Here is a 26,137-nt window from a genome sequence, read left to right as displayed (position 1 = left end):
CTGTATCCGTCTGACCGGAGTTTCACATGTCCGAAAACAGCTCGCTCACACCCTTCGGCTGGGAGCGCGAAAAGGGCCTCCAGGCACGTGCGCTGTTCCTGATCGCAGTAGCCTTTTCGGCCTATCAGATCGTCATCGCGGCCTATCATCCACTGTCGTCCCAGGTCGTACGGGCGATACACGTCGGCTTTCTGCTGCTGATGACCTTCGCCTCGTTTCCGGTGTGGCTGCCCCGCAGGCGCAGCGTACCGTCACTGGCGTGGCTGATCGGCGCAACCGGATTCGTGCTGGCGTTCTACCACTGGATCTACGAGGGCGACCTGATCCAGCGCGCGGGAGACCCGACGCAGACCGACCTCGTGGTCGGCACAATCACCCTGATCATGGTGTTCGAAGGTGCACGGCGCATGATGGGGGCGGCACTACCGCTCATCTGCGCAACCTTCCTGGCCTATGCAGCCTTCGGCCAGTACCTCCCGGGCGACCTCGCACACAGGGGCTACGATTTCTCGCAACTGATCGAACACCTCACTTTCGGTACCGAGGGCATCTACGGCGTCCCCACCTACGTCAGCTCGACCTACATCTTCCTGTTCATCCTGTTCGGCGCCTTTCTCGAACAGGCCGGCATGATCCAGCTCTTCACCAACTTCGCGCTGGGCACCGTCGGTCACACCCGCGGCGGACCGGCCAAGGTGTCGGTGATTTCCTCCGGGCTGATGGGCACGATCAACGGCTCCGGCGTGGCCAACGTCGTCACCACCGGACAATTCACCATCCCACTGATGAAGCGCTTCGGCTACCGCCCGGAGTTTGCCGGCGGGGTGGAAGCCACTTCCAGCATGGGGGGGCAGATCATGCCGCCGGTGATGGGTGCGGTGGCCTTCATCATGGCAGAGACCATTGGCGTGGCCTATGTCGAGATTGTCACGGCCGCCATCATTCCTGCGGTGCTCTATTTCGTCACTGCCTTCTGGATGGTGCACCTGGAAGCCGGTCGCGCCGGCCTGCACGGGCTAGCGAAGAGCGAATGCCCGAACGCGTGGGAGGCCATCCGGCGCGGCTGGTATCTGCTGCTGCCGCTGGGCATTCTGGTGTGGCTGCTGTTCTCCGGATACACCCCGCTGTTTTCCGGCACCGTCGGCCTGGCGCTCACCGCAGTGCTGATTTTCGGCGCCGCGATTGCGCTCCGGCTCAAGGGCAACGCCCTGCGGGTGGCATTCTGGATCGCGCTCGGCATCGCCTGCTCCGGCTTTCTGAAGTGGGGCATCGATGCCTTTTTCGTGCTGATCGCGCTGCTGGTCCTTGTCTGCGCCTTTATCCATGGCGGACGCGAGACATTGCGACTGGCAGTGAATGCGCTGGCCGACGGCGCGCGTCATGCGCTGCCGGTAGGCGTGGCCTGCGCCCTGGTGGGCGTGATCATCGGCGTGCTGACCCTGACCGGCGCCGCAACCTCGTTTGCCAACATGATCATCACCCTCGGCGAAAACAACATGCTGTTGTCGCTGGTACTGACCATGCTGGTCTGCCTGTTGCTGGGCATGGGCATCCCGACCATCCCCAACTACATCATCACCTCGTCACTGGCCGCACCGGCCCTGCTCGAGCTGGGCGTGCCGCTGATCGTCAGCCACATGTTCGTGTTCTACTTCGGCATTCTCGCGGACCTGACGCCGCCGGTCGCACTGGCCGCGTTTGCAGCGGCGCCGATCGCTGGCGTGTCCGGCATGAAGATCGGCGTGCAGGCGGTGCGTATTGCCATGGCCGGCTTCATCATCCCCTACATGGCGGTCTACGCGCCCGAGCTGATGCTGCAGGGCGACCCGACTGTTCTGGCGGTGGTGTGGATCGTGTTCAAGGCTGTGCTGGCGATTGGCCTGTGGGGCGTCGCCTCGGTAGGCTATCTGTGGCAACCGGTGAGCTGGCCGGAGAGAGTCGGTGCGCTGCTTGCTGCAATCTGCCTTGTTGCCGCACTGCCGATCACCGACGAGATCGGCGTTGGGGCTGCTGCGCTCCTGCTCGGCCTGCAGGTCTGGCGTCGTCGCCAGCTGGCGCACTGATGGCCGGCAGGAGATGACTGACGAAAGTCATAATCTACAGACGAAAAAAGCGCAGCTTACGCTGCGCTTTTTTGTTTGGCCCCCCGCCTGTGCCGTTTCCGCCGGGCATCCTGAACCTAGGGTTCAGGGAGGTCACTTTCCTTCCGCTTCAGGCTCACCCGGCAAGGGGCGTGCACACCAGCGGCATCTATGGTCAGCAACCAAGTCTCTCGACTATTGGTTCAAGGAATCTACGACTTCAACGAACACGGCAGGGGATTGATTTTACACGCTTTTTCAAAGCTCAAAAGAGCTTGTCCTGCTGGGCCAGTACCCCGTCAAGGCGTGCTTGCATGAGTCCGATTCTACGCTTCGCGGCCGGCATGTCAAACCCGTTTCCACGTTGATGCTGAATGAACTCGTGGGCGATGTTGAGCGCGGTCATAACGGCCAGCTTTTCACCCGACGCGCTGGTCTTTCCGACCAGCTCCTTCAGTTTGCCATCGACATAGGCGACCGCTTCAACCAGACCGTCCCTGGTCTCGGCCGTGCAGGCCACGCGGTATTCCTTGCCCAGCAAGGTGATGTCCAGGGATTCCATACGGTATTCCTCAGGCTTCCGGCAGCTTTGCCAGCAGGGCTTCGAGTTTCTCGGTCGCCAGCTGCACCTTTGCCGCCAATTGATGGTTCTCGGCTTCCAGCTTGCCCACACGCGTGCGCAACTCGCGGTTCTCGCCCTTGAGTCCGCTGTACTGGCTGATGAGTTGCTCGAGTTGGGTCTCGAGCCGGGTGAGTTCTGCGTCCATGGCGTGGATGGTAGCGGGGGGAGAATGACGCGGTCAATAAGCCGGGCGAACCCGGTGCGATGAGCCCCCGAAGGGGCCCGGTTCAACGATTGCTCAACGCTGTACCTGCGTCACGTCACGCACCGCGCCGGTATCGGCCGAGGTGGTGAGCGCCGCGTAGGCCTGGAGGGCTGCGGAGACGTAACGCTCGCGGCTGACTGGTTTCCATGCCGCGCTTCCCTTCGCCTCCATTGCGGCACGGCGGGCGGCGAGGTCTTCGTCGCTGATCGCCAGTCGGATGCTGCGATTCGGGATGTCGATCTCGATCACGTCGCCGTCCTCGACCAGCGCAATCGCGCCGCCACAAGCCGCTTCGGGCGACGCGTGGCCGATCGACAGGCCCGAGGTGCCGCCCGAGAAGCGGCCGTCGGTGAGCAATGCGCATTCCTTACCGAGCCCGCGGCTCTTCAGGTAGGAGGTCGGATACAGCATCTCCTGCATGCCCGGCCCACCCTTTGGCCCCTCGTAGCGGATGATGACCACATCGCCCGCCTGCACCACTTCGCCAAGAATAGCCTCCACCGAGGCTTCCTGGCTCTCGAACACGCGGGCGCGACCGGAGAACTTCCAGATCGACTCGTCCACCCCGGCGGTCTTCACGATGCAGCCCTTCTCGGCAATGTTGCCGTAGAGCACGGCCAGTCCACCATCCTGGCTGAAAGCATTGGCCTTGCTGCGGATCACACCCTTGACGCGGTCCATGTCGAGCTCGTTCCAGCGCCGGTTCTGGCTGAAGGCGACCTGGGTCGGCACGCCGCCGGGCGCAGCGAGGAAGAAGTCGAACACCGCCTTGTCGTGAGCCTGCATGATGTCCCAGCGCGCCAGAGCATCGCCCAGTGTCTTGCTGTGAACAGTGGGCACATCGCGATGCAGCAGGCCGGCACGATCGAGTTCGCCGAGAATGCTCATGATGCCGCCGGCACGGTGCACATCCTCGATATGCACGTCCGGCACGGCGGGCGCCACCTTGCACAGGCAGGGCACGCGGCGCGAGATGCGGTCGATGTCCTTCATGGTGAAATCGATACCGGCTTCATTTGCAGCAGCCAGCAGGTGGAGGACGGTATTGGTCGACCCACCCATGGAGACATCGAGGGTGATCGCGTTTTCGAACGCCTCGAAGCTGGCGATCGAGCGCGGCAGTGCGGTGACGTCGTCCTGCTCGTAATAGCGACGGGCCAGATCGACGATGCGATGGCCGGCATCCTTGAACAGCTTTTCGCGGTCGGCGTGGGTTGCCAGCGTGGTGCCGTTCCCCGGCAGCGACAGGCCCAGCGCTTCGGTCAGGCAGTTCATCGAGTTGGCGGTAAACATGCCGGAGCACGAACCGCAGGTCGGACATGCCGAGCGCTCGATGGCGTCGACTTCTTCGTCGGAGCAGTTCTTGTCGGCCGCCTTAACCATCGCATCGACCAGGTCGAGCGAGATGACCTTGGCCTCCCACTTCACCTTGCCGGCTTCCATCGGGCCACCGGACACGAAGATGGTCGGGATGTTCAGGCGCAATGCGGCCATCAGCATGCCCGGGGTGATCTTGTCGCAGTTCGAGATGCACACGAGCGCGTCTGCGGTGTGGGCGTTGCACATGTATTCGACGCTGTCGGCGATGAGGTCGCGCGACGGCAGCGAATAGAGCATGCCGCCATGACCCATGGCGATGCCGTCATCGACCGCGATGGTATTGAATTCCTTGGCTACGCCGCCGGCCTTCTCGATCTCGCGTGCGACCAGTTGCCCCATGTCCTTCAGGTGCACATGCCCCGGCACGAACTGGGTAAAACTGTTGGCAATGGCGATGATCGGCTTTTCAAAGTCACCGTCCTTCATGCCAGTCGCGCGCCAGAGCGCGCGGGCGCCCGCCATGTTGCGGCCGGCGGTGGAGGTACGGGAACGATACTGGGGCATGACGGCGCTCCGGAAATTCTGCAGGAAAGCCGGTGATTCTAACCCCGCAATGGGCACTCCGGAACATTGCGATTGCCTGCCCGCAAGCATCCCTGCGCAAACGCCCGGCGGACAGCGGCAGAAAAGCGTCATCGCACCGTAACCCCGACGTCACTGTGTCGCAACGCAGAGTTTCGAGAATGGCAACACCCCAAACCGGAAAGGGACGCATCTCATGCTCCAGACCCGCCAGCAAGTCGCAAACCGCCCCGGGCGCAATTTTCACGTCGGGCTCGCCACCTGCGACACCGAGATTCTCGAAGCACAGAAGCTTCGCTACCGCGTATTCGCCGAAGAGATGGGCGCCCGCCTTTCCACCCGCACGCCGGGTGTTGACCGCGACATCTATGACCCCTTCTGCGAACACCTCATCGTGCGCGACGAAGACGCCGGGCGCATCGTCGGCACTTATCGCATCCTGTCGCCGTCTGCCGCGTGCAAGGTCGGCGGCTACTATTCGGAAAACGAGTTCGACCTCACCCGCCTGCAGCACCTGCGCAACCGCATCGTCGAGATCGGCCGCTCCTGCATCGACCCCGACTATCGCAGCGGCGCCGTCATCACCCTGCTGTGGTCCGGGCTCGCCCGCTACATGAAGGAGAACGGCTACGGCTATCTGATCGGCTGCGCCTCGATCAGCATGGCCGACGGCGGCCACACTGCAGCCAGTCTGTATAATCGTCTGCGTGAAACGCATCTGGCACCGCTTGAATACCGCGTATTCCCGCGGCTTGCCTTGCCGCTCGACATGCTGCGCGGCGACCTGCCGGCCGAGACGCCCCCGCTGATCAAGGGCTACCTGCGTGCAGGTGCCTGGGTGTGCGGTGACCCCGCGTGGGATCCGGACTTCAACACGGCCGACCTGCCACTGCTGATTCCGATGGACAAGGTGTCGGACAAATACGCCAAGCACTTCCTGGGACGCAAAGACTGAACACCAATATCGCCAGCGCGCCGCGCACCCCACCCGGCCACGCCGCCAGCCCAGCGCTGCTGCGTGGCTGGCGCCGTTTGCGCGTGGGCCTGCATCTGGCCCGCGGCGTGCTCACGGTCGCACTGGTCTATCCGCTCAGCCGCGACGCCACCCGTTTGCGCCTGCGTCAGCGCTGGTCGCGGCAACTGCTGAACATTCTCGGCATGAAGCTTCAGCCCGGCGGCTGCGACATCGCACCGGGCAGCATGCTGGTGGCCAACCACGTGTCGTGGATCGATATCTTCGTCATCAACGCCCTTGCGCCCTCGGCCTTCATCTCCAAGCATGAAGTCCGCGCCTGGCCGGTCATTGGCTGGCTGGCGGCAAAAAGCGAAACCGTCTTCCTGCGTCGCGGCAGCCGTGGCCACGCGAAGATCGTCAACGCAGAGATTGCGTCGCTGCTTGGCGCTGGCCGCAACGTGGCGGTGTTTCCGGAAGGCACGACGACCGACGGCAGCCATGTCCTGCACTTCCACGCTGCCCTGCTGCAACCGGCCATCGAGGCCGGACAGCCACTGCAAACGCTCGCGTTGTCCTATCACCTGGAAGACGGCAGCCCGAGCCGGGCCCCGGCCTATGACGGCGACCTCAGCCTGGGCGAATGTCTGGACAACATCCTCGCGCATCGCCACCTGGTCGCGCGCATCGCAGTCGACACGCCCCTGACGACCACCCCGGACAGCAGTCGTCGCGAACTTGCACACCAGACCCGCGAGATGATTGCGGCAAGGATCGGCGCGGACGCACAGCACGCGCCAGACGGGCAGAAAGCAGTGGTCCGCCCAAGCACATCGATGCAACCGAAAACCGCCTGACGCTCCACCGCCCCGACATACTCAGGCGGTAACCTGAAACACCTCGTCGTCGTCGAGTCGCACTGCGGTGAGCTTGCCACCCCAGACACAGCCGGAGTCGAGTGCAAGCAAGCCTTCCGTGCGGTAGAACCCGAGCGCCGACCAGTGGCCGCAGACGATTGTGTGGGTACGGTTGAAGCGCTCAGGCGCAGCAAACCACGGCACGGTACCGGCTGGCGCCTTGTGCGGAGGCCCCTTGCCACGCAGCGCCATGCGCCCGTCGGGCGTGCAGAAGCGCATGCGCGTCATCGCATTGACGATCACGCGCAGGCGCGGCCACCCCTTCAGTGACTCGTCCCAGCGGTCGGGGCGGTCACCTGCAAGGTGCAGCAGGAACTGCCTTGCATCGGGCCCCGTCAGCGCCGCACTCACTTCGGCTGCCAGCGCCTGTGCCTTGGAGACGGTCCATTGCGGCAGCAAGCCCGCATGCAGCATCGCATGATCGCCCTCGACGTGTATCAGCGGCAGGCCTGAAAGCCAGTGCAGCAACTCGTCACGGTCGGGCGCCTCGAGCACCTGGTACAGCGTATCGTCCTTGTCCCGGCGCTTGTCGCCGGCGCCGACCATCAACAGGTAGAGATCATGATTGCCAAGCACGACCGTTGCCGAGTCGCCCATCTCGCGCAAAGCGCGCAGAACCTGCACCGACTGCGGCCCGCGATTGACCAGATCGCCGACGATCCACAGGCGGTCTGCCGCGGGGTCGAACGAAATCTTCGCCAGCAAGCGCTGAAACGCGTCGTGACAGCCCTGAATATCGCCTATTGCGTACGTTGCCATCGCCCGGTGGGAGGGGGAAAAAGAGATTGGGCGAGGAGTCTACCCGACTAATGTGACAAAACTGAACTCGTTACACCGATTTAGCCCCCGCCGAAGATCAGCCCGCCCCGGTCAGCCCCGAGTAGAGCGCGCGGTACTGGTCGATAACGGCCGCCTCCGAGAAATCCCTCTGCACCCGCACAAGTCCTGCCTGCACCAGGCGCTGTCGCAGCCCCGTGTCACGGATCAATTGCTCGATACCGGCAGCCAGTGCCGCGCTGTCGTCGCAAGGCACGACCCAGGCATCCTCACCGTGGCGCGCAATCTCGCGCGCGCCCCTGAATGCAGTCGTGAGCAGGGGCTTGCCGTGGCTCCAGGCCTCGAGGATGACATTCCCGAGCGTCTCCTCGTCGCGCGACGGAAAGACCACCAGATCGGCAGCCTGATACCAGGGCGCGGGGTCGTGCTGCCACCCCGCCCAGTGGATCCGCTCGGCCACGCCGGCCTCAGCCGCCTGCTGCTGCAGGGAAAGCAGGCGTTCGCCGTCGCCCAGGATCACGAGGCGCACACGTCGCCCCGCGACCTCAGCCGGCGCGCGCCTGAGCGCATCGATCAGGAAGCGGTGGCCCTTGACCTCGACCAGGCGTCCTGCCGTCACCATCATGCAGTCGCTGTCGCTCAGGCCGATCTGCTCACGCAGCGCAATCCGCTCGGCTGCGCCCGACTCCTTCACCGGCTCGGCAAAGTTGGTGATGTGAAACACCCGGTTCGCCGGCAGCCCGCCCTTGACCATCCAGTCGCACAGCCCTCGGGTATTGCCGATCCAGGCATGCGCGTGGCGAAACGGGTCGAGCCGGTAGTAACCGCCAAGCCGCGCCACATGCACCCTGCCCCGGCCCGGCCGGATATGCGTCAGGCGGGTTGCCCGCCCCATGTAGGTCTGCACGATACGCGCGTCGCTGCCTGCAATGAGGCGCGACACCTCAACCCGGGACACGGGATCCCACACCGTGCGCAGCGGCAGTTCGTAAAAAGGCACCCCGGTCAGATGGCGCCGGGCGAGCGCCGAACCGGTGCGCACCACCGCTTCCACTTTCTCCTGGCGTCGCGTCATTGCACCAAGAAATCGCGCAAACCAGCGCTCCGCGCCGCCCATCCCGGCACTGCCGATCAGATGCAGCGTTTTCATCAAGCCGGCATGCCTGCGGGACGAAGCACCTGCTGCGAAGCCAGCACCTTGCGATAGACCGCCAGATTTCCCTCGCACATCACATCGACCGAGAACTCGCGCACCATCAGCGCGCGACCGGCCGCACCCATATGCACGCGCAGTGCCGGATCGACGAGCAGGCGGTTGATTGCCGCCGCCAGCGCCGTCACATCGCCGGACTCGATCAGCAGCCCGTTGAGGCCGTGACGCACCGCCTCGGGCACGCCGCCAGCGCGACAGGCAACAATCGGCACCGCAGCCGCCGCAGCCTGGAGCAAGGACACCCCGAGCCCTTCGAGATCGGCCGGGTGCACCAGCAAGTCAAGGCAGCCGATCACTGCCGGCAGGTTATCGACAAAGCCCATCAGGCGGACATTGCGCTGCAGACCACGCGCTGCGATCAGCTGATGCAGTTCGGCCTCGAGCGGTCCGCGACCGTAGATCAACACCTGCGCACCGGGATGGCGCACCAGCACGTCATCGAGCGCCTGCAGCAGGTGGCGATGGCCTTTGCGCGGGATCAGTTGGGCGACCATGCCGATAAGCAGCGCATCCGCTGGCAGCCCGAGTCCGGCGCGAAACGCGGCTTTGTCGTAGTCGCCCAGATAGGGGCGAGGATCGACCGCGCTGCGCACGCAACTCACCCTGCCTTCGCTCAGGCCTTCATCGATCAGCACCTTGCGAATCCCGTCCGAGATCGCAATCACATGCTCGTACATCGAATACTTGGCGTGCACCAGCCATTGCGGCTCGGGGTTATCCACCCTGCGCGACAGCACCACCGGCACCCGTCCGAGCATGGCGGCGACACCGCCCCACAGGTCGGCTCCGCGCCGGCTGTGAATATGGACGATGTCGGGCGCCTGGGCTGCGATCAGGCGCCGCAGTCGCAGCGCCATGCCGACATCGGCATCGCCCTTCATCTTCATCTCGAACACCTCCGCGTGCGGACGTGCCAGCGTTGCGATGTGCGCGCCTGTGGGACAGGCCAGCAGGTTTTCCACCCCGTGGCGCTTGAGGCCTTCCATGATGTGCAGCACCTGTTTCGCCCCGCCATACAGGTGGCGGCCGGATTCGACGTGCAGGACTTTCATGATGGAATCTCCGCATTCAGGACAATGCGCGCCTCGTCGAGAACGCGCGCGGGATCGATGTCCCGCATACAGGGAAAGGCGCCGCCGCAGGAAGGCGTGCGGCGGCAGGGAGAACACCCGAGCCCCAGCCAGATCACGCGCACATTGGCGCGACCGGCATCGAGGTAGGGGCGGGTGGAACCAAACAGGGTGACAAGCGGCCGCTTGAAGGCCACGGCCATGTGGGTCAGACCGGTATCCACGCCGATCACCAGCGCCGCGTGCTCGACAATAGCGGCGGCCTCTGCCAGCGTGGTTTCGCCGGCGAGTGCGAGCGCACCGGTGTCCTTGCCCGCAATCCGTTGCGCCGCGTCACGATCGCCCGGGCCGCCCAGCACGACCGGCCGCAACCCGAGATCCCGCTGCGCCCGACGCGCAAGCGCGTGCCATGCTTCTTCGGTCCAGTGCTTCTGCGCTCTGGTCGTAAAGGGTGCGAACACGACGTAGCACCCGGGAGCCACGCCGTGGTGCGCGAGCTTGTCCAGCGCGCGGCGCTGCACAGCCGGAGACAAGCGCAGGCGGGGATGAAAGCCGGCGGTATCGAGCCCGAGTACCTGCGCCAGATGACGATATTCCGAGCTGATCTGCCCCGGCATGCCGCCACCCGGCACCACCCGGGTCATCAGGTACTGGCTGCCTTCGCGCGAGCCCAGGCCGATGCGCTGAGGGGCGCCCGAGAGCCAGGTCAGCCAGCCGCTCTTGAGCAGACTCTGGAGGTCGATCGCGGTGTCGAACCGACCGTCCTTGAGCATGCGGGAGAACGCACGGACGCGCGCCGCCAGCGCACGGTACTGTCCGGCCTGCCAAAGACGCTTCCACTCTGTCTTGGGCCACAGGATGACTTCATCGACGCAGGGATCGGCTTCGAGCAATCCGGCCATGCCGGGCTCGACCAGCCAGGCGATGTGCGCTTCCGGGTAACGCTGACGCAAGGCGGCCAGAAAGGGGGAGGCAAAGACGATGTCGCCGATCGCCGAGGTACGCACCAGCAGGATGCGGGACATGCCGCGGCTGACCACGCTTTCCGGCAGGGCCTCGGGTGCGCTCATGGGCAGGGACGACAATCGCAGGCGGTGTACATTCCGGCGATGCTGAAGTCCCGGGATTGCAGGAAGATGGCAGTCGCGTGACGTTTCGATGCACGCCATCCCGAGCCCTCATTCCGGCCCGCACATCAACTTCGGCGCCCCTGCATTCGCGTAGAATCCCCGCCCTATGAAACCCGATCGGTATGCCGGCGCAACCCCGCAGCGCGCGTCGCTGATGTCATTCATTGCGATCGCGCTGGCGCTCAGCCTGTATCGCGTGGGCGTGATCATTCACCTCGGCCTCGACCCCTACGTCGACGAGGCTTACTACTGGGGATGGGCGCAATCACTGGACTGGGGCTATTACTCCAAGCCCCCCATGATCGCCGCGCTGATCGCCGGCTCGATCCAGCTTTTCGGCGATCACCTGCTGGCGATCAAGGCCCCGTCGCTGATCCTCTACCCGGCCACCGCAGTGGTCATTCGCCAGCTCGGCTGCACGTTGTTCGACAATCGCGTCGGCTTCTGGTCCGGGCTTGCCTTCCTGACCATGCCGCTCACCGCCACCCTGGGCCTGTTCGTCAGCACCGACGCACCGCTGCTGTTCTTCTGGGCGCTCGGCATGCTGCTGCTGTGGCGCACACTGCAGCGGGGCACGGTGCAGCAATGGGTGGGGCTCGGGGTCGTGTGCGGCCTTGGCCTGATGTCGAAATACACCATGCTCGCCTTCGTCGGCTCGGCTTTTCTCGTCCTGCTGGCCGATGCCGACGGGCGTCGTCAGCTGACGCGACCCGGCCCCTGGATTGGCGCCCTGGTCGCGCTGGCGATTCTGACTCCCAACCTGTGGTGGAACTGGCAGCACGACTTCCCGACCCTCCGCCACACGGCGGAAATCACCCGCATCGGTGTCGGCGGGCGCGGCTTGAATCTGGATGAATTCGTCGAGTTCGCCGGCGCGCAGTGGATCTCCTTCGGGCCGCTGCTGATGGCCGGCCTGCTATGGGCCTTTCTTCGCCCGCAGCCCGGCTGGGTCGAGCCACGTTTCCGCTTCCTGCTGCTGTTTTCCCTGCCACTGCTGGTGATCGTCAGCCTGCAGGCGCTCACCGGCCGTGCCAACGGCAACTGGTCGGCCCCGGTGTATGTTTCCGCCAGCGTCCTGGTGATCGCCTTTCTCGCGCAGCGGGCCAGATGGAAGCTGGCGATCATTGCAGTCGCACTCAACGCGGTGCTGGGCATCGCCGTCTATCACTGGCCGGACATCGTTCAGCTCGCGGGCAAGACGCTCAATGGCCGTAACGATCCCTACAAACGGGCGCGCGGCTGGAATGAGCTGGTCGGGCAGGTGCGCCCGCAGCTCGCAGCCCACCCCGACGCGGTGCTGGTCGGCGACGATCGCGAACTCCTGGCGCAGCTGATCTACGGCCTGCGCCCGAGCCGCTACGCACGCTGGCAGGCGGACCCGCACATCATCGACCACTACGGCCTCACCGTGCCGCTGGGCACCACATCGGGCGACCCGGTGCTGTTCGTTTCGATCAGGCCGGACATCGGTGATACCGGCGCCTGTTTCGAATCAGTTGAAAAAATCGCGGACGTCGACGTCGCGGTTTATCAGAATTTTCACAGGAGGGTGTCAATATGGCTGCTTAAGGGCTTCAAGGGCTATTGAAAAGCAGCACATGCACAACGCACTCTCAACACCTTCGCGCCGGTTCCGTACCTGGCTGGACATGCATCTGGTCGACCACGGCTGCGTACGCGCGATCTACAACAATTTCTATCCGCTCGGCGGCGACATGTATCGCTGCAGCCAGCCCAGCCCGCGCCAGATCCGCAAGTACCGCGACCGTTACGGCATCCGCAGCATCATCAACCTGCGCGGCGTGCACGACTACGGCTCGTACTTCTATGAAGAAGAAGCCTGCACGCAACTCGGCATCAGGCTGATCAGCGTCAAGCTGTATTCCCGCACCCCGCCCTCGGTGGCCGAGATACACCGCATGCGCGACATCTTTGCCGGCCTCGAGTATCCGGCCCTGATCCACTGCAAATCGGGCGCCGACCGCGCCGGGCTCGGCGCCGTGCTGTACCGCGTACTGCACCTCGGTCACCCGGTGAGCGATGCCATCAGCGAACTGTCGTGGAAGTACGGCCATTCGAAACGGGCCAAGACCGGGATCCTGGATTTCTTCTTTGCCACCTATCTGGCGTACAACGCGACCCGGCCCATCGCCTTCATCGACTGGGTTGACACCGTGTATGACGAACAGGCGCTCAAGGTGAGCTTTCGCGATGAGGGCTTTTCCAGCCTGATCGTGGACAAGGTCCTGCACCGCGAATGAAAGACTCGCTTTCGCTCTACCGCCGCCTGCTCGGCACGCTGCGCCCGTATCGCAAGGTTGTGGTGCTGTCGGTGCTGGCCATGATTGCGGCCGCCTCGCTCGAACCGGTGCTGCCCGCCCTGCTCAAGCCGCTGATCGACGAGAGCCTGATCGGCAAGAACCACACGGCACAGTGGCAGATCCCGCTGTTCCTGATGCTGGCCTTCCTCGGCAAGGGCATCGCCGAGTATGTCGCCAACGTCTCCAGCCAGTGGATCGCCAACAAGGCCATCACCGACCTGCGTCAGGCGGTGTTCCGCCACCAGCTTCACCTGCCGCTGTCCGTGCACCAGGCCGAGTCGGGCGGGCGCATGCTGTCGCGCATCCTGTACGACATCCCGCAGGTGGGTGCAGCCCTGTCGAACGCGTGGATCATCGTCATCCGCGACAGTTTCGTGATCCTCGGCCTCACCGCGTATCTGGTCTATACCGCCTGGGAGCTCACGCTGCTGATCCTGGCCATTGCACCGGTCGTGGCGTGGTTGATCCGGGTGGCGAGCCGCAAGCTGCGCGGCTCGAACCGCGACATGCAGCTGACCACCGGCAGTGTCACCGGCGCGGTGGAGGCCTCGCTGTCGGGTATCCGCGAGGTCAAGCTGTTCGGCACCCACGACTACGAGGACGAGCGCTTCGCCAGCCTTGCCGAGCGACTGCGCAAACAGACCATGCATACCGTGCGGGTGTCATCGGCCAACGCGCCGCTGGTGCAGGTCCTCGCCGCAGCGGCCGTGTCGGCGGTGATCTGGACCGCGTCTGCGCTCTCGGCGGAAAACAGGTTGAGTCCGGGCGAGTTCGTCTCCTTCGTCACCGCGATGTCGATGCTGTTCGAGCCGATCCGGCGCCTGACCAACATCAACGCGGTGATCCAGCGCGGGCTCGCCGGCGCGCAGAGCATTTTCGAACTGCTCGATACCGCCGTCGAAACAGACACGATCGACACCACCGGCGCCACGCGCCCCCGCGCACGCGGCGAACTGTGTTTCGAGCAGGTCGGGTTCGGCTACCCGGGGCAGAACGGGCTGGCCCTGGACGGCTTCGACCTGCGCGTGCATCCGGGCGAAACGATTGCGCTGGTCGGCGCATCGGGCAGCGGAAAGAGCACGCTGATCAATCTCATCGCACGCTTCTTCTCACCGCAGCACGGCCGCATCCTGCTCGACGGCGAGGCGCTCGACACGCTGCCGCTGGGCTGGCTGCGCGCGCAACTGGGCTGGGTCGGCCAGCATGTCGTGCTGTTCGACGACAGCGTCGCCGCCAACATCGCCTACGGCCAGCCGCAGACCGCGATTGCTCAGATCGAGGCCGCCGCGCGCGCAGCCCATGCGTGGGACTTCATCCAGGCCCTGCCCGAAGGTCTCGCCACCCGTATCGGCCCCAACGGCAGTCAGCTCTCGGGCGGCCAGCGCCAGCGCATCGCGATCGCCCGCGCCTTTCTGCGCAACGCCCCCATCCTGTTGCTCGACGAGGCCACCTCGGCGCTCGACAATGCGTCGGAGCGCGCGGTCAAGAACGCGCTCGACACGCTGCGCAAGGATCGCACCGTGCTCGTCGTCGCCCACCGTCTGTCGACGATTCGCGATGCGGACCGCATCGTGGTGATGGAGCACGGCAGGATCGTGGAGTCGGGCACGCACGAAGCACTGGCCGCAGCCAACGGAAGCTACGCCCGCCTGCTCGCCAGCGGTACTGACATCGCCCCCGCCACCACCGCCGAACCTGCAGCGGCACCGCAGCCGGCGCCCTGAACAGAACGCCATGCCGGGCACCACCGCACTCTACTTCGTCGCCTCACCGCTGCAATACCTGGCCGCGCGCCGCATCGCTGCCACGGCGGAAGCCGGTAGCCGCCAGGTGCTGGTCTGGTACAAGCACGGCGTCGCGTCGATCATCCAACCCGGGGAATGGGACGCGGCAAGCTACATGTCCTGGCCGCGCTGGGAGCCCCTGCCGGGCGTGTTCGGACGGCACCGCCGGCTGCGCGCCAACATCGGCCTCGTCGCCGGGCTCGTCGGCCAGTGCGACACCCTGCACATCCACAGCGCGGTGTTCGACACCGAGGCCATCAACTACTTCCTGCGGGCGCTCCCCAGGGCCTGCGGCGCACGGACGATGCGCGCACGCATCCTGCCCGACGGCATCATCAGCACCCGCCGCTACCCGCTGAGCGCAGGCAAGCGGCTGGCCCAGTACGCACGCAAACTGCGTCGACTGATCGCCCCCGAGCTCGACTACTGGTGCTTCGACGGCGACCGCATCGGTTCAGACGCGGCCTTCTGTGACCGCATCTACGTGCTGCCGGGGCTTCCGCACGAATACCCGGCGCAAAAGGTGCATGTATTGCCGCCACTGGTCGAACCGGCCGCAGGGCAATCCGGCCCGGCCGGCACTGGCCGACGTGCGCTGGTGATCGGGCAGCCGCTCACCGGCTTCGAACTCATGTCGCCGGCCGATCTCGCCGCGGTAACGGGCGAGATCCGCGCCTGGCTCGCAGACCATGGATTCGACGCCATCGATTACAAGGGGCACCCCAAGGATGCACAACGGGAACTCGCCCATCCCGACTACCGCGTCATCACCCCCGAGCAGACCCTGGAAATGTTCATGGCCGGCACGCATTACGATGCGGTTGTCGGCGTGCGCTCCTCGGCACTGCTGTTCGCCCGCCAGCTCTACCCGGCAACAACGCTGGTCGAGGCCTTCGGCTGGTCGCGTATCCGCTTCAAATCCACCGCAGAGAAGCAGGACATGGAGCGCACCTTCGCCGCGCTCGGCGTCGCCACGCATCCCTGAACATCGATCATGAACGCAGTCCTGACCCCGACGTCCCCGCGCTCTGCCGATACGCACCGAGCCCTGCGCGTGTTCTGCGATTTTGCAGTCTGGCTCACTTTTGCAGGTCTCGTCAGCCTGCGCGGTGCAGGCAGTCCGGGCACGATGGCCGCCCTGCTGGCAATCGTCGGCCTCGCGCTGCTCGTGTACCGGAAGGATGCGGACCGCAGCGATCTGAAGATGGCAGCACTGTTCCTGGTGCTGCCAGTGCACGATGTGCTCAACATGGCGCTGACCGGCTGGGACCCCGGCATGCTCGACAAGTCGGGCAGACTGGTGCTCGGCTTCCTCGTCTACTTCGCCATCAGCCGGACAGGCATCCATGCACGATCACTGCGATGGGGGGTCATCGTCGGCTGCGTCGCCGCTGCGGCGCTGGCCGCATACCAGGCGCAGGTGCTCGGCCTGGAGCGGGTCAGCGGCTTCATGAACGCCATCCCGTTCGGCAACGACGCCCTCCTTCTCGGATTTCTGGCCCTTGCCGCGTGGGTCGTGACCCCGACGGCCGAAAGAACGCCGCTGTTCCAGACCTGCACCCTGATCGCGCTCGGCTGCGGCATCTATGCCTCGTACGCGTCCGGCACCCGCGGCGGATGGGTCGTGGCGCCGGTGCTGATCTGGATTCTGAGCCTGGGTGCGAGAGACATGCGGCGCAGCCTTCGTACAGGGGTGACGATCGGCATCCTGTCGCTGCTGATCATCGGTCTGGGCCTGCTACCGGTACTGAACGAGCGCACCGCGGACGAGCTCAACAACGTCATGGCCGTCCTCACGACAACCAAAGAGGACGCGGCGTCGATGACGCTGTCGTCGATCGGCACCCGGCTCCACCTCTATCGTGTTGGCTTCGACGCCTTCATGTCCCGGCCGGTGCTCGGCATCGGCGTCGCCAACCTCGGTGATTACCTTGCAGCAAGCGCGCAGACGGGCACACTCAACCCCGCCGCCGCGCACTTCACTCACCTGCACTCAGGCATCGTGGATACCCTCGCCCGCGGAGGCCTGCTCGGGCTGGCCGCGCTGGCGTATTTCGTGATCGGTCTGGCCCGGCATTTCCACCGGGCACTCGTCACCTCGGGCGATGACCATGTGCGCTACTTTGCGCTGACCGGACTGCTGTGCATTTCTGCGGCATTCCTGTTCTCGCTGTCGAACGTGTTTTTCCCCGCCATCGTCGGCACCAACATCCTGATCATGACGCTGGCCGTACCCGCGGGCGCACTCGCCTTTCGCACCCGCCAGCTCCGATGCACAGACCGTCCGGGTGCAAAGAAAGGATCCGTATGAACACACGCGAACAGGACGGGTTTTCCGGCCTCAGGCACTACCTGGATGGCAAACGGGTGGTGGTGATCGGAAACAGCGAAAGCCAGTTCTCCCAGCACCTCGGTGCGCGCATCGACGCCTATGACGCAGTCGTGCGCATGAACCTCGGGTCGATTCGCGCCCCCGAGCATCAGGGCAGTCGCACCGATGTGGTGTTCACGTCGTCGGAGAAACTCAGCGCGGCGATGATCGACGACTGGTTCAAACCGTCCTGGGTGGTGTGGGCCACGCCAAAGCGCGACAAGATGCCCGACCTGAGCGCGCTGGGCGAGCGCCTGGTGCTGCATCCGGTGGAGATCTGGGAAGCACTTCACGCCCGCATCGAGCCCGCCCGTCCATCGACAGGGCTGATTGCACTGAACTTCCTGTTCAATCACTGCAAGTGTGCAGAGCTGGCCTTTGCCGGCTTTGACTTCTTCGCCAGCGGGACCTTCTACAACCGCAAGTTTTTCGGCCTCATCAAGCATCCGCGCAAGGCGTCGAAACCCCATGACGGCGCGGAAGAGCAACGCGTCGTCGCCGACATGATCGCCAGCGGCCGCGTGCGCAACCTCGCCCAGGCAGACTGAAACCATGACCCGCAGCTACCGCGTGGCAATCTTCAATGACACCCGCCGCACCTCGCATTACGGCTGCGAGATCGTCATGGAAACGCTGATTTCAAACTTGCGCGAGCGTGGCATCGAGCCGACGTTCTTCTGGCCGATGGGCGAGGACTGGCGCGGACGGGAAGAGGTCGCCGCCGCGCTGCGGACGGTGGATGCCGTCATCGTCAATGGCGAGGGCTCGATCCATCACAGCGCGCGCCGCGATCGCGCCCACTATCTCACCGAGATCGCAGCCTTCGCGCGCACAACGGCGAATATCCCGTCCTTCCTCATCAACAGTTCATTGTTCGAACTCGAGCCCGCAATCATCGACAATCTGCGTCACTTCGACGCCATCTATCTGCGCGAGAGTCGCTCGCTCGCTGCACTCGAGGGCAGTGGCATCGAGGCCGCAATCGTCCCCGACCTGACGCTTCTCACCCCATGCCCGAAGCCGACCGGCCCGCGCACGGGCATGCTCGGCACCGATTCGGTCAAGGCCGACCTGGCCACCCGCCTCAAACGCCTCAGCAAGGCCAGGGGATGGGATTACAGCAGGCTGACCCACGCGGCCTTCCCGAGTCGCGCCGAGCATGGCCTGCGCGAATATCTGCGCCGCTGTGCAAAGTGGCTGCACGCGGTGCTGACCGGGCGCAATACGCGCAACCGCAAGCGCTTCGTCGCCTGGCTCGCCACGCATCAACTGCTGTGCACCGGGCGCTTCCATGCCGTGACCCTGGCGCTGGCCACGCACACCCCCTTCCTCGCGCTTGCATCCAACACCCCCAAGATCTCCGGCCTGCTCGAAGATGTGTTCGGGCACGACAGCCGGGTCATTTCGCTGAGCACGCTGGAAGCCGTGTCCGACCCGTCCGCGCACATCTTCAGCGCCACGGAAGAGGTCGCACTGACGACCTTCCTCGAATCAGCCCGGATCCGCGCCGCCGCCATGTTCGACGCGATCCACAGCCGGCTCGACAGCGCTCGCGCCAGCCAGGCGCACTGACCAACAGTCCGCCCACGATAATTCAACGCCATCTTCACATTCGTGCGTGCACATTGAGTTCATGGACTCAATGGATCGCATTCTTCTCATTCGCAGCTCGGCCATCGGCGACATCGTGTTCGCCTCGCCCTTTGTTGCCGCCTTGCGCCGACGCTATCCCGCCGCACACATCGCCTGGCTGGTCGAACCGGGCCTGGACGGACTGCTCGCTGCCGACCCCTGTATCGACGAACTGATCCTGTGGCCGAAAGCCGAGTGGAAGCAGCTGTGGCGTGAGCGTCGTTTCGGCGAACTGTTTCGCCGCGTGCGTGCCTTCACCAAGGCACTCAGGGCGCGCAAGTTCGATACCGCAATCGACCTGCAGAGCCTGCTCAAGAGCGGGCTGCTGGCGTGGATGTCGGGCGCCGGACGGCGTATCGGGCTGGCCTCGCGCGAAGGCAGTCAATGGCTGATGACCGAGGTGCTGGCCGCTGGCGGGACGCCAGGCCGGGTGAGCTCGGAGTACCTGCATCTGGCGCAGCACCTGAAGCTGGACACCCGCGACTTCTTCCCGCGCCTGTTCGTCGCCACGGAGACCGAAGACAAGGCTGGCACCCTGCTCGCCACGCATGGCCTGCATGCAGGCCGCTACGCCGTCTTCGCCCCCTTCACCACCCGCCCGCAGAAACACTGGTTCGAGGATGCCTGGCTGGCGCTTGCCGCACGGGTCCGTGACGAGCTCGGCCTGACTCCGGTCATTCTCGGCGGCCCGGCCGAACGCGACGCCGCCCAACGCATGGCCGCGGCCATGCCGGGTGCCGTTTCGCTGGCGGGCATGACACGCCTTCCGGAAGCGGCGGCAATCGTCGCCCATGCGGGCCTGGTGGTCGGCGTCGACACCGGCCTCACCCACATGGGTCCGGCTTTCAACACCCCCACGGTCGCCCTGTTCGGCTCCACCCGCCCCTACCTCGACGCCGGTCGCAGCAATTCGCGGGTGATCTGGCTCGGCCTGCCGTGCTCGCCGTGTCGGCGCAACCCAAGCTGCAATGCGCGCTTCGACTGCCTGCGCGCGATCTCTCCCGAACGTGTGATGCACGAAGCCCGCTCCGTCCTTCACGAGGCGATCGCCGCATGAAAATCCTGCACATCGAAGCCGGGCGTCACCTTTACGGCGGCGCAACCCAGGTGCTCTATCTCATGGAGGGGCTCGCACGCCGCGGCGTCGAGAGCCTGCTGGCCTGCCCAACCGGCGCCGGCATCGCAACACCGGCCCGGGCCTTCGGCAAGGTGTTCGAGATGCCGATGAAGGGCGACGTGGACATCGGCCTCGTTCTGCGCCTGCGTCGCCTGATCGCAGCCGAAAAGCCCGACCTCGTGCATATTCACAGCCGACGCGGGGCCGACGTCTGGGGCGGACTCGCAGCCCTTCTCTGCGGCGTACCCTGCGTACTCTCGCGTAGGGTGGACAACCCCGAATCGCCCTGGCTTGTCGCCGCGCGCTACCCGCTGTACGACCATGTCGTCACCATCTCCGAAGGGATCCGCCAGGTCCTGCTGGCAGAGGGACTGCCCGACGCCAAGACCAGTTGCGTGCGCAGCGCAGTCAACGTCCGCCCCTATCTGCGCGACTACGACAAGGCCGCCTTTCGCGCCAGCCTCGGACTCGCCCCCGACACACCTGTACTCGGCACTGTTGCCCAGCTCATCCCGCGCAAGGGTCACCGCCACCTGCTCTCGGCCCTGCACGACGTTCTGCCCCGACATCCCGATCTGCAGGTGCTGATCTTCGGCCGCGGCCCGATGGAGAACGAATTGCGGCAGGCGATCGCCGATCAGGGGCTGGCGCGGAACGTGCGCATGATGGGCTTCGTCGACGATCTGCCAGCCGTCCTCGGCTGCCTCGATGTCCTCGCCCACCCGGCCGACATGGAAGGCCTCGGCGTCTCTTTGCTTCAGGCCTCTGCCGCGCGGGTGCCGATCGTCGCCAGCCGCGTCGGCGGCATTCCCGAAGCCGTGCGCGACGGCGAGAACGGCCTTCTGATCGCGCCGGGAGACATCTCAGAACTGGGCGTCGCGCTGAACCGTCTGCTTGACGACGCCACCCTGCGGCAGCGCATGGGCGAAGCCGGACAGGCCATGATGCTGCGGGAGTTTTCGGTGGACGCGATGTGCGACGGCAACCTGAGCGTGTATCGTTCCGTCCTCAGCCCGCAGCTCTACGGTGCCGGGTCCCGCCACCATCCAGGCTGAGCCCTGCCGCGCCATCGCTTGCGGTGCGCCAGCCTGGGCTGGCGGGCACGGGCTGATCTCGCCGCCGCCCCACCCGAGTCCGGACTTGCAATGAAATCCCTCCACATTATCGGCAGCAAGCAGATGGGCGGCGCCGAGCGCTGGTTCTCCCGCTTTCTGCCCGCCATGAGTCGTCAGGGCGAGGACGTTGCAGCCATCGTGCGCAAGGGCTCCGAGCTGGCGCAGCATCACATGGGCGCCATTCCCTTCTCCACGCTGCCGCTGCGAACGGTATGGGACCCGCTGTCGCGGATGGAGCTTGCGCGTGCCATCGAGCGCAGCGATGCACCCATCGTGCAGACCTACATGGGCCGCGCCACCCGCCTCACCCACCTTGAGCCGGGCCGGGGCAAGGTTCATGTGTCGCGCCTGGGCGGCTACTACAAGCTCGGGCCTTTCCGTCACGCCCACGCCTGGATCGGCAACACCCGCGGGCTGTGCGACTGGATGATTCAGGGCGGCCTGCCGGCGAACAGGGTATTCCACATCACAAACTTCGCCGACCCTGCGCGCGCGGTGCCCGTCACCGAGCTCGACGCGCTGCGCCGGCGCCTGGACTTGCGCAGCGACGACTGGCTGATGCTCACTGCCGGACGTCTGATCGACGTCAAGGGCCAGCGTTTTCTGCTGGAGGCAATGGCGAAGCTGCCAGCGCAGATCGAAGACCGGCGCCTGCGCCTCGTGGTGCTGGGCGACGGCGACCTGCGCGCGCCCCTCGAGCAGCAGGCCCGCCAACTCGGCATCGCCGACCGCATCATCTGGGCGGGCTGGCAGCACGACCCTGCGCCGTGGTTTCATCTCGCTGACATGGTGGTCTTCCCGTCTCGCGACGCCGAGACCCTGGGCAACGTCATCCTCGAAGCCTGGGCCTATGCCAGACCGCTCGTGGCCACGGCCTTCCGCGGCGCGCGCGAGATTGCCCGCCACGGCGAAGACGCCTGGGTCGTACCCTGTGACGACAGCGGCGCGATCGCGCACGGCATCGAGACCGTGATGCATGACGCGGGGCTGCGCGAGCAGATGGTGACGAAGGGGCTTGCCCGCATTCGCGACGACTTTTCCGAAACTGCAATCATTGCGCAGTATCGTTCGCTGTACGCCCAGTTGCTGGACAATCGCTGACATGCAGCCGCACATCAATATCCTCATGTACCACCAGGTCGGCGACTTTGCGCCGATGAAGGCGCATCAGTCCACCTACTGCAACCACCGCCGCTTTGCCGCACAGATGGCTTGGCTTTCGCGCTTCGGCTATACAGTGCTGTCGATGGACCAGGTCCTCGCATGCCTGCGCGGCGACACACCGACCCCGCCCAGAGCGGTGGCCCTGACCTTCGACGACGGCTACGAGAATTTCTACGAATACGCCTTTCCCGTGCTGCAGCGTTACGGGTTTCCGGCCATGGTGTACCTGATCGCCGACCTGCTCGGCCAGCCCTCGTCGTGGTTTGCTGCCGATGGTCGCGACACCCCGCCGCTGATGAGTGCCGCCCGCATCCTGCAACTGCGCAAGGCGGGCATCGATTTCGGCTCGCATTCCGCGACGCATCAGAAACTCGCAAAATGCGAGGACCAACGCATCATGGAAGAGGTCACGCGCTCGAAGGCGAAGCTGGAAGACCTGCTCGGCGAGTCGGTGAGGCACTTCTGCTACCCCTACGGCAGCCATGACCTGCGCGCGGTCAATGCCGTCGCGGCAGCGGGCTACCTGACGGCAACCACTTGCGCACGCGCCCCTGCCACACCGACCGACGACCCGCTGACCCTGCCGCGCAAAGCGATCTCGCACGGCGACAACCTGCTCGGCTTCCTGTGGCGGCTGCACGTCAAGAACACACCGCGCACCCCGTCAATCCGCCGCCCCGGATTCGCAAACGCATAAGTCGCAGCCCGGTCAGGCTGACGCCATCGTTCACACGAAAACCGGCTCGGGCTCCAGCATGACGCCGAAACGCGCCTGCACATCGGCCTGGATGGCCACGGCGATCCTTGCCACATCGTCCCCCCTGGCACCGCCGCGATTGACCAGCACCAGCGCCTGGCGCTCGTAACAGCCGACCGGACCTAGGTCGCGCCCCTTCCACCCGGCCTGTTCGATCAGCCAGCCGGCGGCGAGCTTGATACGGCCGTCGGCCTGCGGATAGTGCGGCAGCGTGGGATGAGCTGCGAGCAGGCGGGCGCAGCAGTCGGCCTCGACCACCGGATTTTTGAAAAAGCTGCCGGCATTGCCGATCTCGACTGGGTCGGGCAGCTTGCGCCGACGGATGGCGATCACCGCATCGGAAATATCCATTGCAGTGGGATTATCTATCCCCTTGTCGGCGAGCTCGCGCTCGACATCGGCATAACGCGTCAGTGGCGCCCAGTCACGCGCCAGGCGGAATCGGACCCGCGTCACCAGCCAGCGCCCCGGCTGCTGCTTGAACACGCTGTCGCGATAACCGAAGCGGCAGTCCGCCGCGGCGAATACGCGTTCACTTCCGTCGTCGAGGTCGATCGCATCCAGCGACTCGAAACGGTCGGCCATTTCCAGCCCATAGGCACCGATGTTCTGGATCGGTGCAGCGCCGACCGTGCCGGGAATCAGCGACAGGTTCTCCAGCCCCGGCCAGCCCTGCTCCAGCGTCCAGCGCACGAAGTCGTGCCACGGCTCGCCAGCGCCGGCTTCGACGATCCAGTGCGTCGCGTCCTCACGCACCAGTCGACGGCCGCCAATCTCCATTCGCATCACCGTGCCGGCAAAGTCGCCACGCAGGATCAGGTTGCTGCCACCGCCAAGCACCAGCCGGGGCTGTTGCGACCAACCGGGACCTGCCAGCAGTTCGCGTGCATCTTCGATCGAGCGCACGCGCACCAGACATGCAGCGCGTGCGATCAGCCCGAAGGTATTGAGTGCCGACAGATCGGCCCCGAGTGTGCGATTCGGCATTTCAGTGCTCAGGCTTCACGATTGTTCATTTATCCAGAGCGGCGGCCGGGCGCACACCGCTGATCGGAAACAGGCGGTCGTAGCCAAGATTGAAGACAAAGGCATAAACGGTGTAAGCCAGCGCGACCGCGACATCGGCAAGCAGCGCCGGCCACCATTCCAGCCCGGTCCACAGCATGAGCACCGGCAGGGTAAGCATCAACAGCCCCCCCTCGAACAGCACCGCATGCAGGCAGCGCTGGGCGAAGGGCCGGCGGTCCGCGGTGCGCCCGGTCAGGCGCCCTTCGATCCAGTCGTACGTGGTGTTGAATCCGCCATTCCAGAGTGCGGCCACGAGCGCGAGCACGGCCAGCAAGCCGGCCGAGTCGATCAGCGGCACACCGCTCGCCCACGCAAAGGGGGGGGTGACCAGCAGCAGGCCTCCGAGCTCGAAGAGCAGGATCTGCCGCAGCCGATCGCGGAACGAGCGCATTTTTGGAGGAGACACCGACACGCCGAGGCCTTTATGGAAGAGGCATGGAAGATAGGCCGCTCGCAGACGGATTGCAAACCGGCCCCGGCCTCTCCCACGTGTGGTGACACCGGGGTGACGTGTCCCCCGCAGCCGTCCTGCGCGCGCCTGCCCTCAAGTTGCGCAGCGCCGGCAACTCACTCTGCTGCGAAAGCCGCAAGCGCCTGTCCGAGTTCCTCGGCAGAAACGCCCTCGCCGAGCGCAGCCACCTCGCTCGCATCGCCGCCTTGCTTGAGGCCGGCAATGCACTGCCCTGCTTCCCGGGGCGACTCGAAGGCACGGCTCTGCAGCAGCAAGCGGCCATCGGCACTCATCAGCTTGAAGTAGAACTTTCCATCCGCCTCGCGGTACTGCTTGAACTGGGGCAGCGCCTGGGCTTTCGGACGCGCGGTGGTGGCCGCAGTGCTGACGACATCGAGCCGGCGCAAGCCGACCGCATGGCGGATCTCGGCAAGAAACGGCGTGGCGATGGCGCGGGCCTTGGCCGCCCCCTCATGCAGTTTCTCCTCGATCAGCGCCGGCTGGGCAATGAGGGTTTCGTAGCGCTCGCGCATCGGCGCCACCGCCGCTTCGATGCGCTCGAACAGCGCCTGCTTGGCTTCGCCCCAGGCAATGCCTGCGGCGAATGCGTCGCGCATGGCTGCGGCCTCGGCCGGCGTGGAAAATGCCTGATAGAGCTGGAACAGTGCCGAGCCTTCGGTTTCCTTCGGCGCGCCCGGCGCACGCGAATCGGTCACGATGGAGGCGATTGCCTTCTTCATCACCGCAGACGAGGCGAACAGCGGAATGGTGTTGTCGTAGCTCTTGCTCATCTTGCGCCCGTCGAGTCCGGGCAGCGTGGCCACCGACTCATCGATGGCGGCCTCGGGCAGCGTGAAGTGCTCGCCATACTGGTGGTTGAAGCGGGCGGCAATGTCGCGCGCCATCTCGATGTGCTGGATCTGGTCACGGCCAACCGGCACCGAGTGGGCCTTGAACATCAGGATGTCGGCAGCCATCAGCACCGGATACATGAACAGGCCCATATTGACGCCGGCGTCCGGGTCCTCGCCTTCGGCCATGTTCTTGTCGACCGCGGCCTTGTAGGCATGCGCCCGGTTGAGCAGGCCCTTGCCCGCATTGCAGGTCAGGAGCCAGGTGAGTTCGGGAATTTCCGGGATGTCCGACTGGCGGTAGAACCACACACGTTCGGTATCGAGCCCGGCAGCAAGCCAGGTGGCCGCGATCTCGAGTGTGGACCGCTGCACGCGCTCGGGGTCGGAAGTCTTGATCAGCGAATGGTAGTCGGCCAGAAAATAGAAGCTCTCGGAGCCGGGCTGGCGGCTGGCCTCGATCGCCGGACGAATCGCGCCCGCGTAGTTGCCCAGATGTGGCGTTCCGGAAGTGGTGATTCCGGTAAGGATCCGTTTTACGGCCATGATGCAGTCCGGCAAGTCAAAGGCGGGGAGTTTAGCGCCTTGGCAGCCCGGGCGGGAGACGGCATGCGTTCCAATCGCAGCCGGGCGTGGT

Annotated in this window: 24 protein-coding genes and 1 other RNA gene; 14 read left to right on the top strand and 11 right to left on the bottom strand. The window is 65.3% G+C overall.

The genetic code is table 11. The features are described 5' to 3' along the window. The first annotated feature begins 26 nt into the window (after positions 1–26). The gene (locus CEW87_RS09340) at positions 27–2,063 is read left to right on the top strand and encodes a TRAP transporter permease (protein WP_108972490.1); all 2,037 of its coding nucleotides are present in this window, start codon (positions 27–29) and stop codon (positions 2,061–2,063) included. A gap of 76 nt (positions 2,064–2,139) precedes the next feature. Here the strand turns inward: CEW87_RS09340 and ssrS are convergent. From ssrS to ilvD, 4 genes are all read right to left on the bottom strand, one after another. Next, positions 2,140–2,323: non-coding RNA, 6S RNA (gene ssrS, locus CEW87_RS09335), on the bottom strand. Between the two features lie 23 nt (positions 2,324–2,346). Continuing rightward, positions 2,347–2,643 (bottom strand): cell division protein ZapA, encoded by a 297-nt coding sequence (locus tag CEW87_RS09330; protein WP_108950518.1) that lies wholly within the window; start codon positions 2,641–2,643, stop codon positions 2,347–2,349. Positions 2,644–2,653: 10 nt separating this feature from the next. Beyond that, positions 2,654–2,848: a cell division protein ZapB gene (gene zapB, locus CEW87_RS09325; RefSeq protein WP_108950517.1), complete on the bottom strand. Its 195-nt coding sequence runs from the start codon at positions 2,846–2,848 to the stop codon at positions 2,654–2,656. 93 nt (positions 2,849–2,941) lie between these two features. Beyond that, a complete protein-coding gene (gene ilvD, locus CEW87_RS09320) occupies positions 2,942–4,792 on the bottom strand; it encodes a dihydroxy-acid dehydratase (RefSeq protein WP_108972488.1) in 1,851 nt (616 codons plus the stop codon). Positions 4,793–5,006: 214 nt separating this feature from the next. On the opposite strand from ilvD, the gene CEW87_RS09315 reads away from it, so the two are divergent. Further along, positions 5,007–5,765 (top strand): GNAT family N-acetyltransferase, encoded by a 759-nt coding sequence (locus tag CEW87_RS09315; protein ID WP_108972486.1) that lies wholly within the window; start codon positions 5,007–5,009, stop codon positions 5,763–5,765. 83 nt (positions 5,766–5,848) lie between these two features. Further along, positions 5,849–6,619 (top strand): lysophospholipid acyltransferase family protein, encoded by a 771-nt coding sequence (locus CEW87_RS09310; RefSeq protein WP_420094132.1) that lies wholly within the window; start codon positions 5,849–5,851, stop codon positions 6,617–6,619. A gap of 21 nt (positions 6,620–6,640) precedes the next feature. Here CEW87_RS09310 and CEW87_RS09305 read toward each other — a convergent pair whose 3' ends face one another. The 4 genes from CEW87_RS09305 to CEW87_RS09290 all read right to left on the bottom strand — a co-directional run bounded on the left by CEW87_RS09305 (position 6,641) and on the right by CEW87_RS09290 (position 10,809). Next, the gene (locus tag CEW87_RS09305) at positions 6,641–7,438 is read right to left on the bottom strand and encodes a symmetrical bis(5'-nucleosyl)-tetraphosphatase (protein WP_108972484.1); all 798 of its coding nucleotides are present in this window, start codon (positions 7,436–7,438) and stop codon (positions 6,641–6,643) included. 97 nt (positions 7,439–7,535) lie between these two features. After that, entirely contained in the window at positions 7,536–8,606 is a 1,071-nt protein-coding gene (locus CEW87_RS09300) for a glycosyltransferase (protein ID WP_108972483.1), read from the bottom strand. Continuing rightward, positions 8,606–9,721: a glycosyltransferase family 4 protein gene (locus CEW87_RS09295; RefSeq protein ID WP_108972481.1), complete on the bottom strand. Its 1,116-nt coding sequence runs from the start codon at positions 9,719–9,721 to the stop codon at positions 8,606–8,608. Before CEW87_RS09295 ends, CEW87_RS09300 begins: the two co-directional genes overlap by 1 nt. Further along, positions 9,718–10,809 carry a glycosyltransferase family 9 protein gene (locus CEW87_RS09290; RefSeq protein ID WP_234421710.1) on the bottom strand — a complete coding sequence of 364 codons (1,092 nt, stop codon included), beginning with the start codon at positions 10,807–10,809 and terminating at the stop codon, positions 9,718–9,720. The genes CEW87_RS09295 and CEW87_RS09290 overlap by 4 nt, the downstream gene beginning before the upstream one ends. A 166-nt stretch (positions 10,810–10,975) precedes the next feature. Here CEW87_RS09290 and CEW87_RS09285 point away from each other — a divergent pair, with 166 nt between their 5' ends. From CEW87_RS09285 to CEW87_RS09235, 11 genes are all read left to right on the top strand, one after another. Then, the gene (locus CEW87_RS09285) at positions 10,976–12,457 is read left to right on the top strand and encodes an ArnT family glycosyltransferase (protein ID WP_108972479.1); all 1,482 of its coding nucleotides are present in this window, start codon (positions 10,976–10,978) and stop codon (positions 12,455–12,457) included. A 10-nt stretch (positions 12,458–12,467) separates the two neighbouring features. Next, positions 12,468–13,130 carry a tyrosine-protein phosphatase gene (locus tag CEW87_RS09280; RefSeq protein WP_108972477.1) on the top strand — a complete coding sequence of 221 codons (663 nt, stop codon included), beginning with the start codon at positions 12,468–12,470 and terminating at the stop codon, positions 13,128–13,130. Continuing rightward, positions 13,127–14,914: a lipid A export permease/ATP-binding protein MsbA gene (gene msbA, locus CEW87_RS09275; protein ID WP_108972475.1), complete on the top strand. Its 1,788-nt coding sequence runs from the start codon at positions 13,127–13,129 to the stop codon at positions 14,912–14,914. The genes CEW87_RS09280 and msbA overlap by 4 nt, the downstream gene beginning before the upstream one ends. Before the next feature lie 10 nt (positions 14,915–14,924). Next, positions 14,925–15,959 carry a polysialyltransferase family glycosyltransferase gene (locus tag CEW87_RS09270; protein WP_108972473.1) on the top strand — a complete coding sequence of 345 codons (1,035 nt, stop codon included), beginning with the start codon at positions 14,925–14,927 and terminating at the stop codon, positions 15,957–15,959. Between the two features lie 9 nt (positions 15,960–15,968). Beyond that, positions 15,969–17,285, top strand: coding sequence for an O-antigen ligase family protein (locus CEW87_RS09265; RefSeq protein WP_108972471.1), 1,317 nt, complete (start codon positions 15,969–15,971; stop codon positions 17,283–17,285). Next, the gene (locus CEW87_RS09260; RefSeq protein ID WP_159098131.1) at positions 17,282–17,893 is read left to right on the top strand and encodes a glycosyltransferase family 29 protein; all 612 of its coding nucleotides are present in this window, start codon (positions 17,282–17,284) and stop codon (positions 17,891–17,893) included. The genes CEW87_RS09265 and CEW87_RS09260 overlap by 4 nt, the downstream gene beginning before the upstream one ends. Positions 17,894–17,897: 4 nt before the next feature. Next, positions 17,898–18,917 carry a polysaccharide pyruvyl transferase family protein gene (locus CEW87_RS09255; protein ID WP_108972467.1) on the top strand — a complete coding sequence of 340 codons (1,020 nt, stop codon included), beginning with the start codon at positions 17,898–17,900 and terminating at the stop codon, positions 18,915–18,917. 70 nt (positions 18,918–18,987) lie between these two features. Further along, positions 18,988–20,034, top strand: a complete 1,047-nt coding sequence (locus CEW87_RS09250) for a glycosyltransferase family 9 protein (protein ID WP_108950503.1) — start codon at positions 18,988–18,990, stop codon at positions 20,032–20,034. Continuing rightward, positions 20,031–21,149, top strand: a complete 1,119-nt coding sequence (locus tag CEW87_RS09245) for a glycosyltransferase family 4 protein (protein ID WP_108972465.1) — start codon at positions 20,031–20,033, stop codon at positions 21,147–21,149. The genes CEW87_RS09250 and CEW87_RS09245 overlap by 4 nt, the downstream gene beginning before the upstream one ends. Before the next feature lie 90 nt (positions 21,150–21,239). Beyond that, positions 21,240–22,310 carry a glycosyltransferase gene (locus tag CEW87_RS09240; RefSeq protein ID WP_108972463.1) on the top strand — a complete coding sequence of 357 codons (1,071 nt, stop codon included), beginning with the start codon at positions 21,240–21,242 and terminating at the stop codon, positions 22,308–22,310. 1 nt (position 22,311) lies between these two features. Then, positions 22,312–23,070, top strand: coding sequence for a polysaccharide deacetylase family protein (locus CEW87_RS09235; protein ID WP_108972461.1), 759 nt, complete (start codon positions 22,312–22,314; stop codon positions 23,068–23,070). Between the two features lie 30 nt (positions 23,071–23,100). Here CEW87_RS09235 and murB read toward each other — a convergent pair whose 3' ends face one another. The 3 genes from murB to CEW87_RS09220 all read right to left on the bottom strand — a co-directional run bounded on the left by murB (position 23,101) and on the right by CEW87_RS09220 (position 26,046). Continuing rightward, positions 23,101–24,117 carry a UDP-N-acetylmuramate dehydrogenase gene (gene murB / locus CEW87_RS09230; RefSeq protein WP_108972459.1) on the bottom strand — a complete coding sequence of 339 codons (1,017 nt, stop codon included), beginning with the start codon at positions 24,115–24,117 and terminating at the stop codon, positions 23,101–23,103. 25 nt (positions 24,118–24,142) lie between these two features. Next, entirely contained in the window at positions 24,143–24,589 is a 447-nt protein-coding gene (locus tag CEW87_RS09225) for a PACE efflux transporter (RefSeq protein ID WP_108950498.1), read from the bottom strand. Positions 24,590–24,765: 176 nt separating this feature from the next. Next, positions 24,766–26,046 carry a tryptophan--tRNA ligase gene (locus CEW87_RS09220; RefSeq protein ID WP_108972458.1) on the bottom strand — a complete coding sequence of 427 codons (1,281 nt, stop codon included), beginning with the start codon at positions 26,044–26,046 and terminating at the stop codon, positions 24,766–24,768. Between the last annotated feature and the right edge of the window lie 91 nt (positions 26,047–26,137).

The sequence above is a fragment of the Parazoarcus communis genome (assembly GCF_003111665.1).
GTDB classification, from domain to species: domain Bacteria; phylum Pseudomonadota; class Gammaproteobacteria; order Burkholderiales; family Rhodocyclaceae; genus Parazoarcus; species Parazoarcus communis_B.
This window is presented reverse-complemented; position numbering and strand designations above follow the sequence as displayed.

What these genes read in the sequence shown, in the direction of transcription:
- CEW87_RS09340 (WP_108972490.1), top strand. Translation starts at nt 27, where the DNA reads ATGTCCGAAAACAGCTCGCTCACACCCTTCGGCTGGGAGCGCGAAAAG.
- CEW87_RS09330 (WP_108950518.1), bottom strand. Translation starts at nt 2,643, where the DNA reads ATGGAATCCCTGGACATCACCTTGCTGGGCAAGGAATACCGCGTGGCC.
- zapB (WP_108950517.1), bottom strand. Translation starts at nt 2,848, where the DNA reads ATGGACGCAGAACTCACCCGGCTCGAGACCCAACTCGAGCAACTCATC.
- ilvD (WP_108972488.1), bottom strand. Translation starts at nt 4,792, where the DNA reads ATGCCCCAGTATCGTTCCCGTACCTCCACCGCCGGCCGCAACATGGCG.
- CEW87_RS09315 (WP_108972486.1), top strand. Translation starts at nt 5,007, where the DNA reads ATGCTCCAGACCCGCCAGCAAGTCGCAAACCGCCCCGGGCGCAATTTT.
- CEW87_RS09305 (WP_108972484.1), bottom strand. Translation starts at nt 7,438, where the DNA reads ATGGCAACGTACGCAATAGGCGATATTCAGGGCTGTCACGACGCGTTT.
- CEW87_RS09300 (WP_108972483.1), bottom strand. Translation starts at nt 8,606, where the DNA reads ATGAAAACGCTGCATCTGATCGGCAGTGCCGGGATGGGCGGCGCGGAG.
- CEW87_RS09295 (WP_108972481.1), bottom strand. Translation starts at nt 9,721, where the DNA reads ATGAAAGTCCTGCACGTCGAATCCGGCCGCCACCTGTATGGCGGGGCG.
- CEW87_RS09290 (WP_234421710.1), bottom strand. Translation starts at nt 10,809, where the DNA reads ATGAGCGCACCCGAGGCCCTGCCGGAAAGCGTGGTCAGCCGCGGCATG.
- CEW87_RS09285 (WP_108972479.1), top strand. Translation starts at nt 10,976, where the DNA reads ATGAAACCCGATCGGTATGCCGGCGCAACCCCGCAGCGCGCGTCGCTG.
- CEW87_RS09280 (WP_108972477.1), top strand. Translation starts at nt 12,468, where the DNA reads ATGCACAACGCACTCTCAACACCTTCGCGCCGGTTCCGTACCTGGCTG.
- msbA (WP_108972475.1), top strand. Translation starts at nt 13,127, where the DNA reads ATGAAAGACTCGCTTTCGCTCTACCGCCGCCTGCTCGGCACGCTGCGC.
- CEW87_RS09270 (WP_108972473.1), top strand. Translation starts at nt 14,925, where the DNA reads ATGCCGGGCACCACCGCACTCTACTTCGTCGCCTCACCGCTGCAATAC.
- CEW87_RS09265 (WP_108972471.1), top strand. Translation starts at nt 15,969, where the DNA reads ATGAACGCAGTCCTGACCCCGACGTCCCCGCGCTCTGCCGATACGCAC.
- CEW87_RS09260 (WP_159098131.1), top strand. Translation starts at nt 17,282, where the DNA reads ATGAACACACGCGAACAGGACGGGTTTTCCGGCCTCAGGCACTACCTG.
- CEW87_RS09255 (WP_108972467.1), top strand. Translation starts at nt 17,898, where the DNA reads ATGACCCGCAGCTACCGCGTGGCAATCTTCAATGACACCCGCCGCACC.
- CEW87_RS09250 (WP_108950503.1), top strand. Translation starts at nt 18,988, where the DNA reads ATGGATCGCATTCTTCTCATTCGCAGCTCGGCCATCGGCGACATCGTG.
- CEW87_RS09245 (WP_108972465.1), top strand. Translation starts at nt 20,031, where the DNA reads ATGAAAATCCTGCACATCGAAGCCGGGCGTCACCTTTACGGCGGCGCA.
- CEW87_RS09240 (WP_108972463.1), top strand. Translation starts at nt 21,240, where the DNA reads ATGAAATCCCTCCACATTATCGGCAGCAAGCAGATGGGCGGCGCCGAG.
- CEW87_RS09235 (WP_108972461.1), top strand. Translation starts at nt 22,312, where the DNA reads ATGCAGCCGCACATCAATATCCTCATGTACCACCAGGTCGGCGACTTT.
- murB (WP_108972459.1), bottom strand. Translation starts at nt 24,117, where the DNA reads ATGCCGAATCGCACACTCGGGGCCGATCTGTCGGCACTCAATACCTTC.
- CEW87_RS09225 (WP_108950498.1), bottom strand. Translation starts at nt 24,589, where the DNA reads ATGCGCTCGTTCCGCGATCGGCTGCGGCAGATCCTGCTCTTCGAGCTC.
- CEW87_RS09220 (WP_108972458.1), bottom strand. Translation starts at nt 26,046, where the DNA reads ATGGCCGTAAAACGGATCCTTACCGGAATCACCACTTCCGGAACGCCA.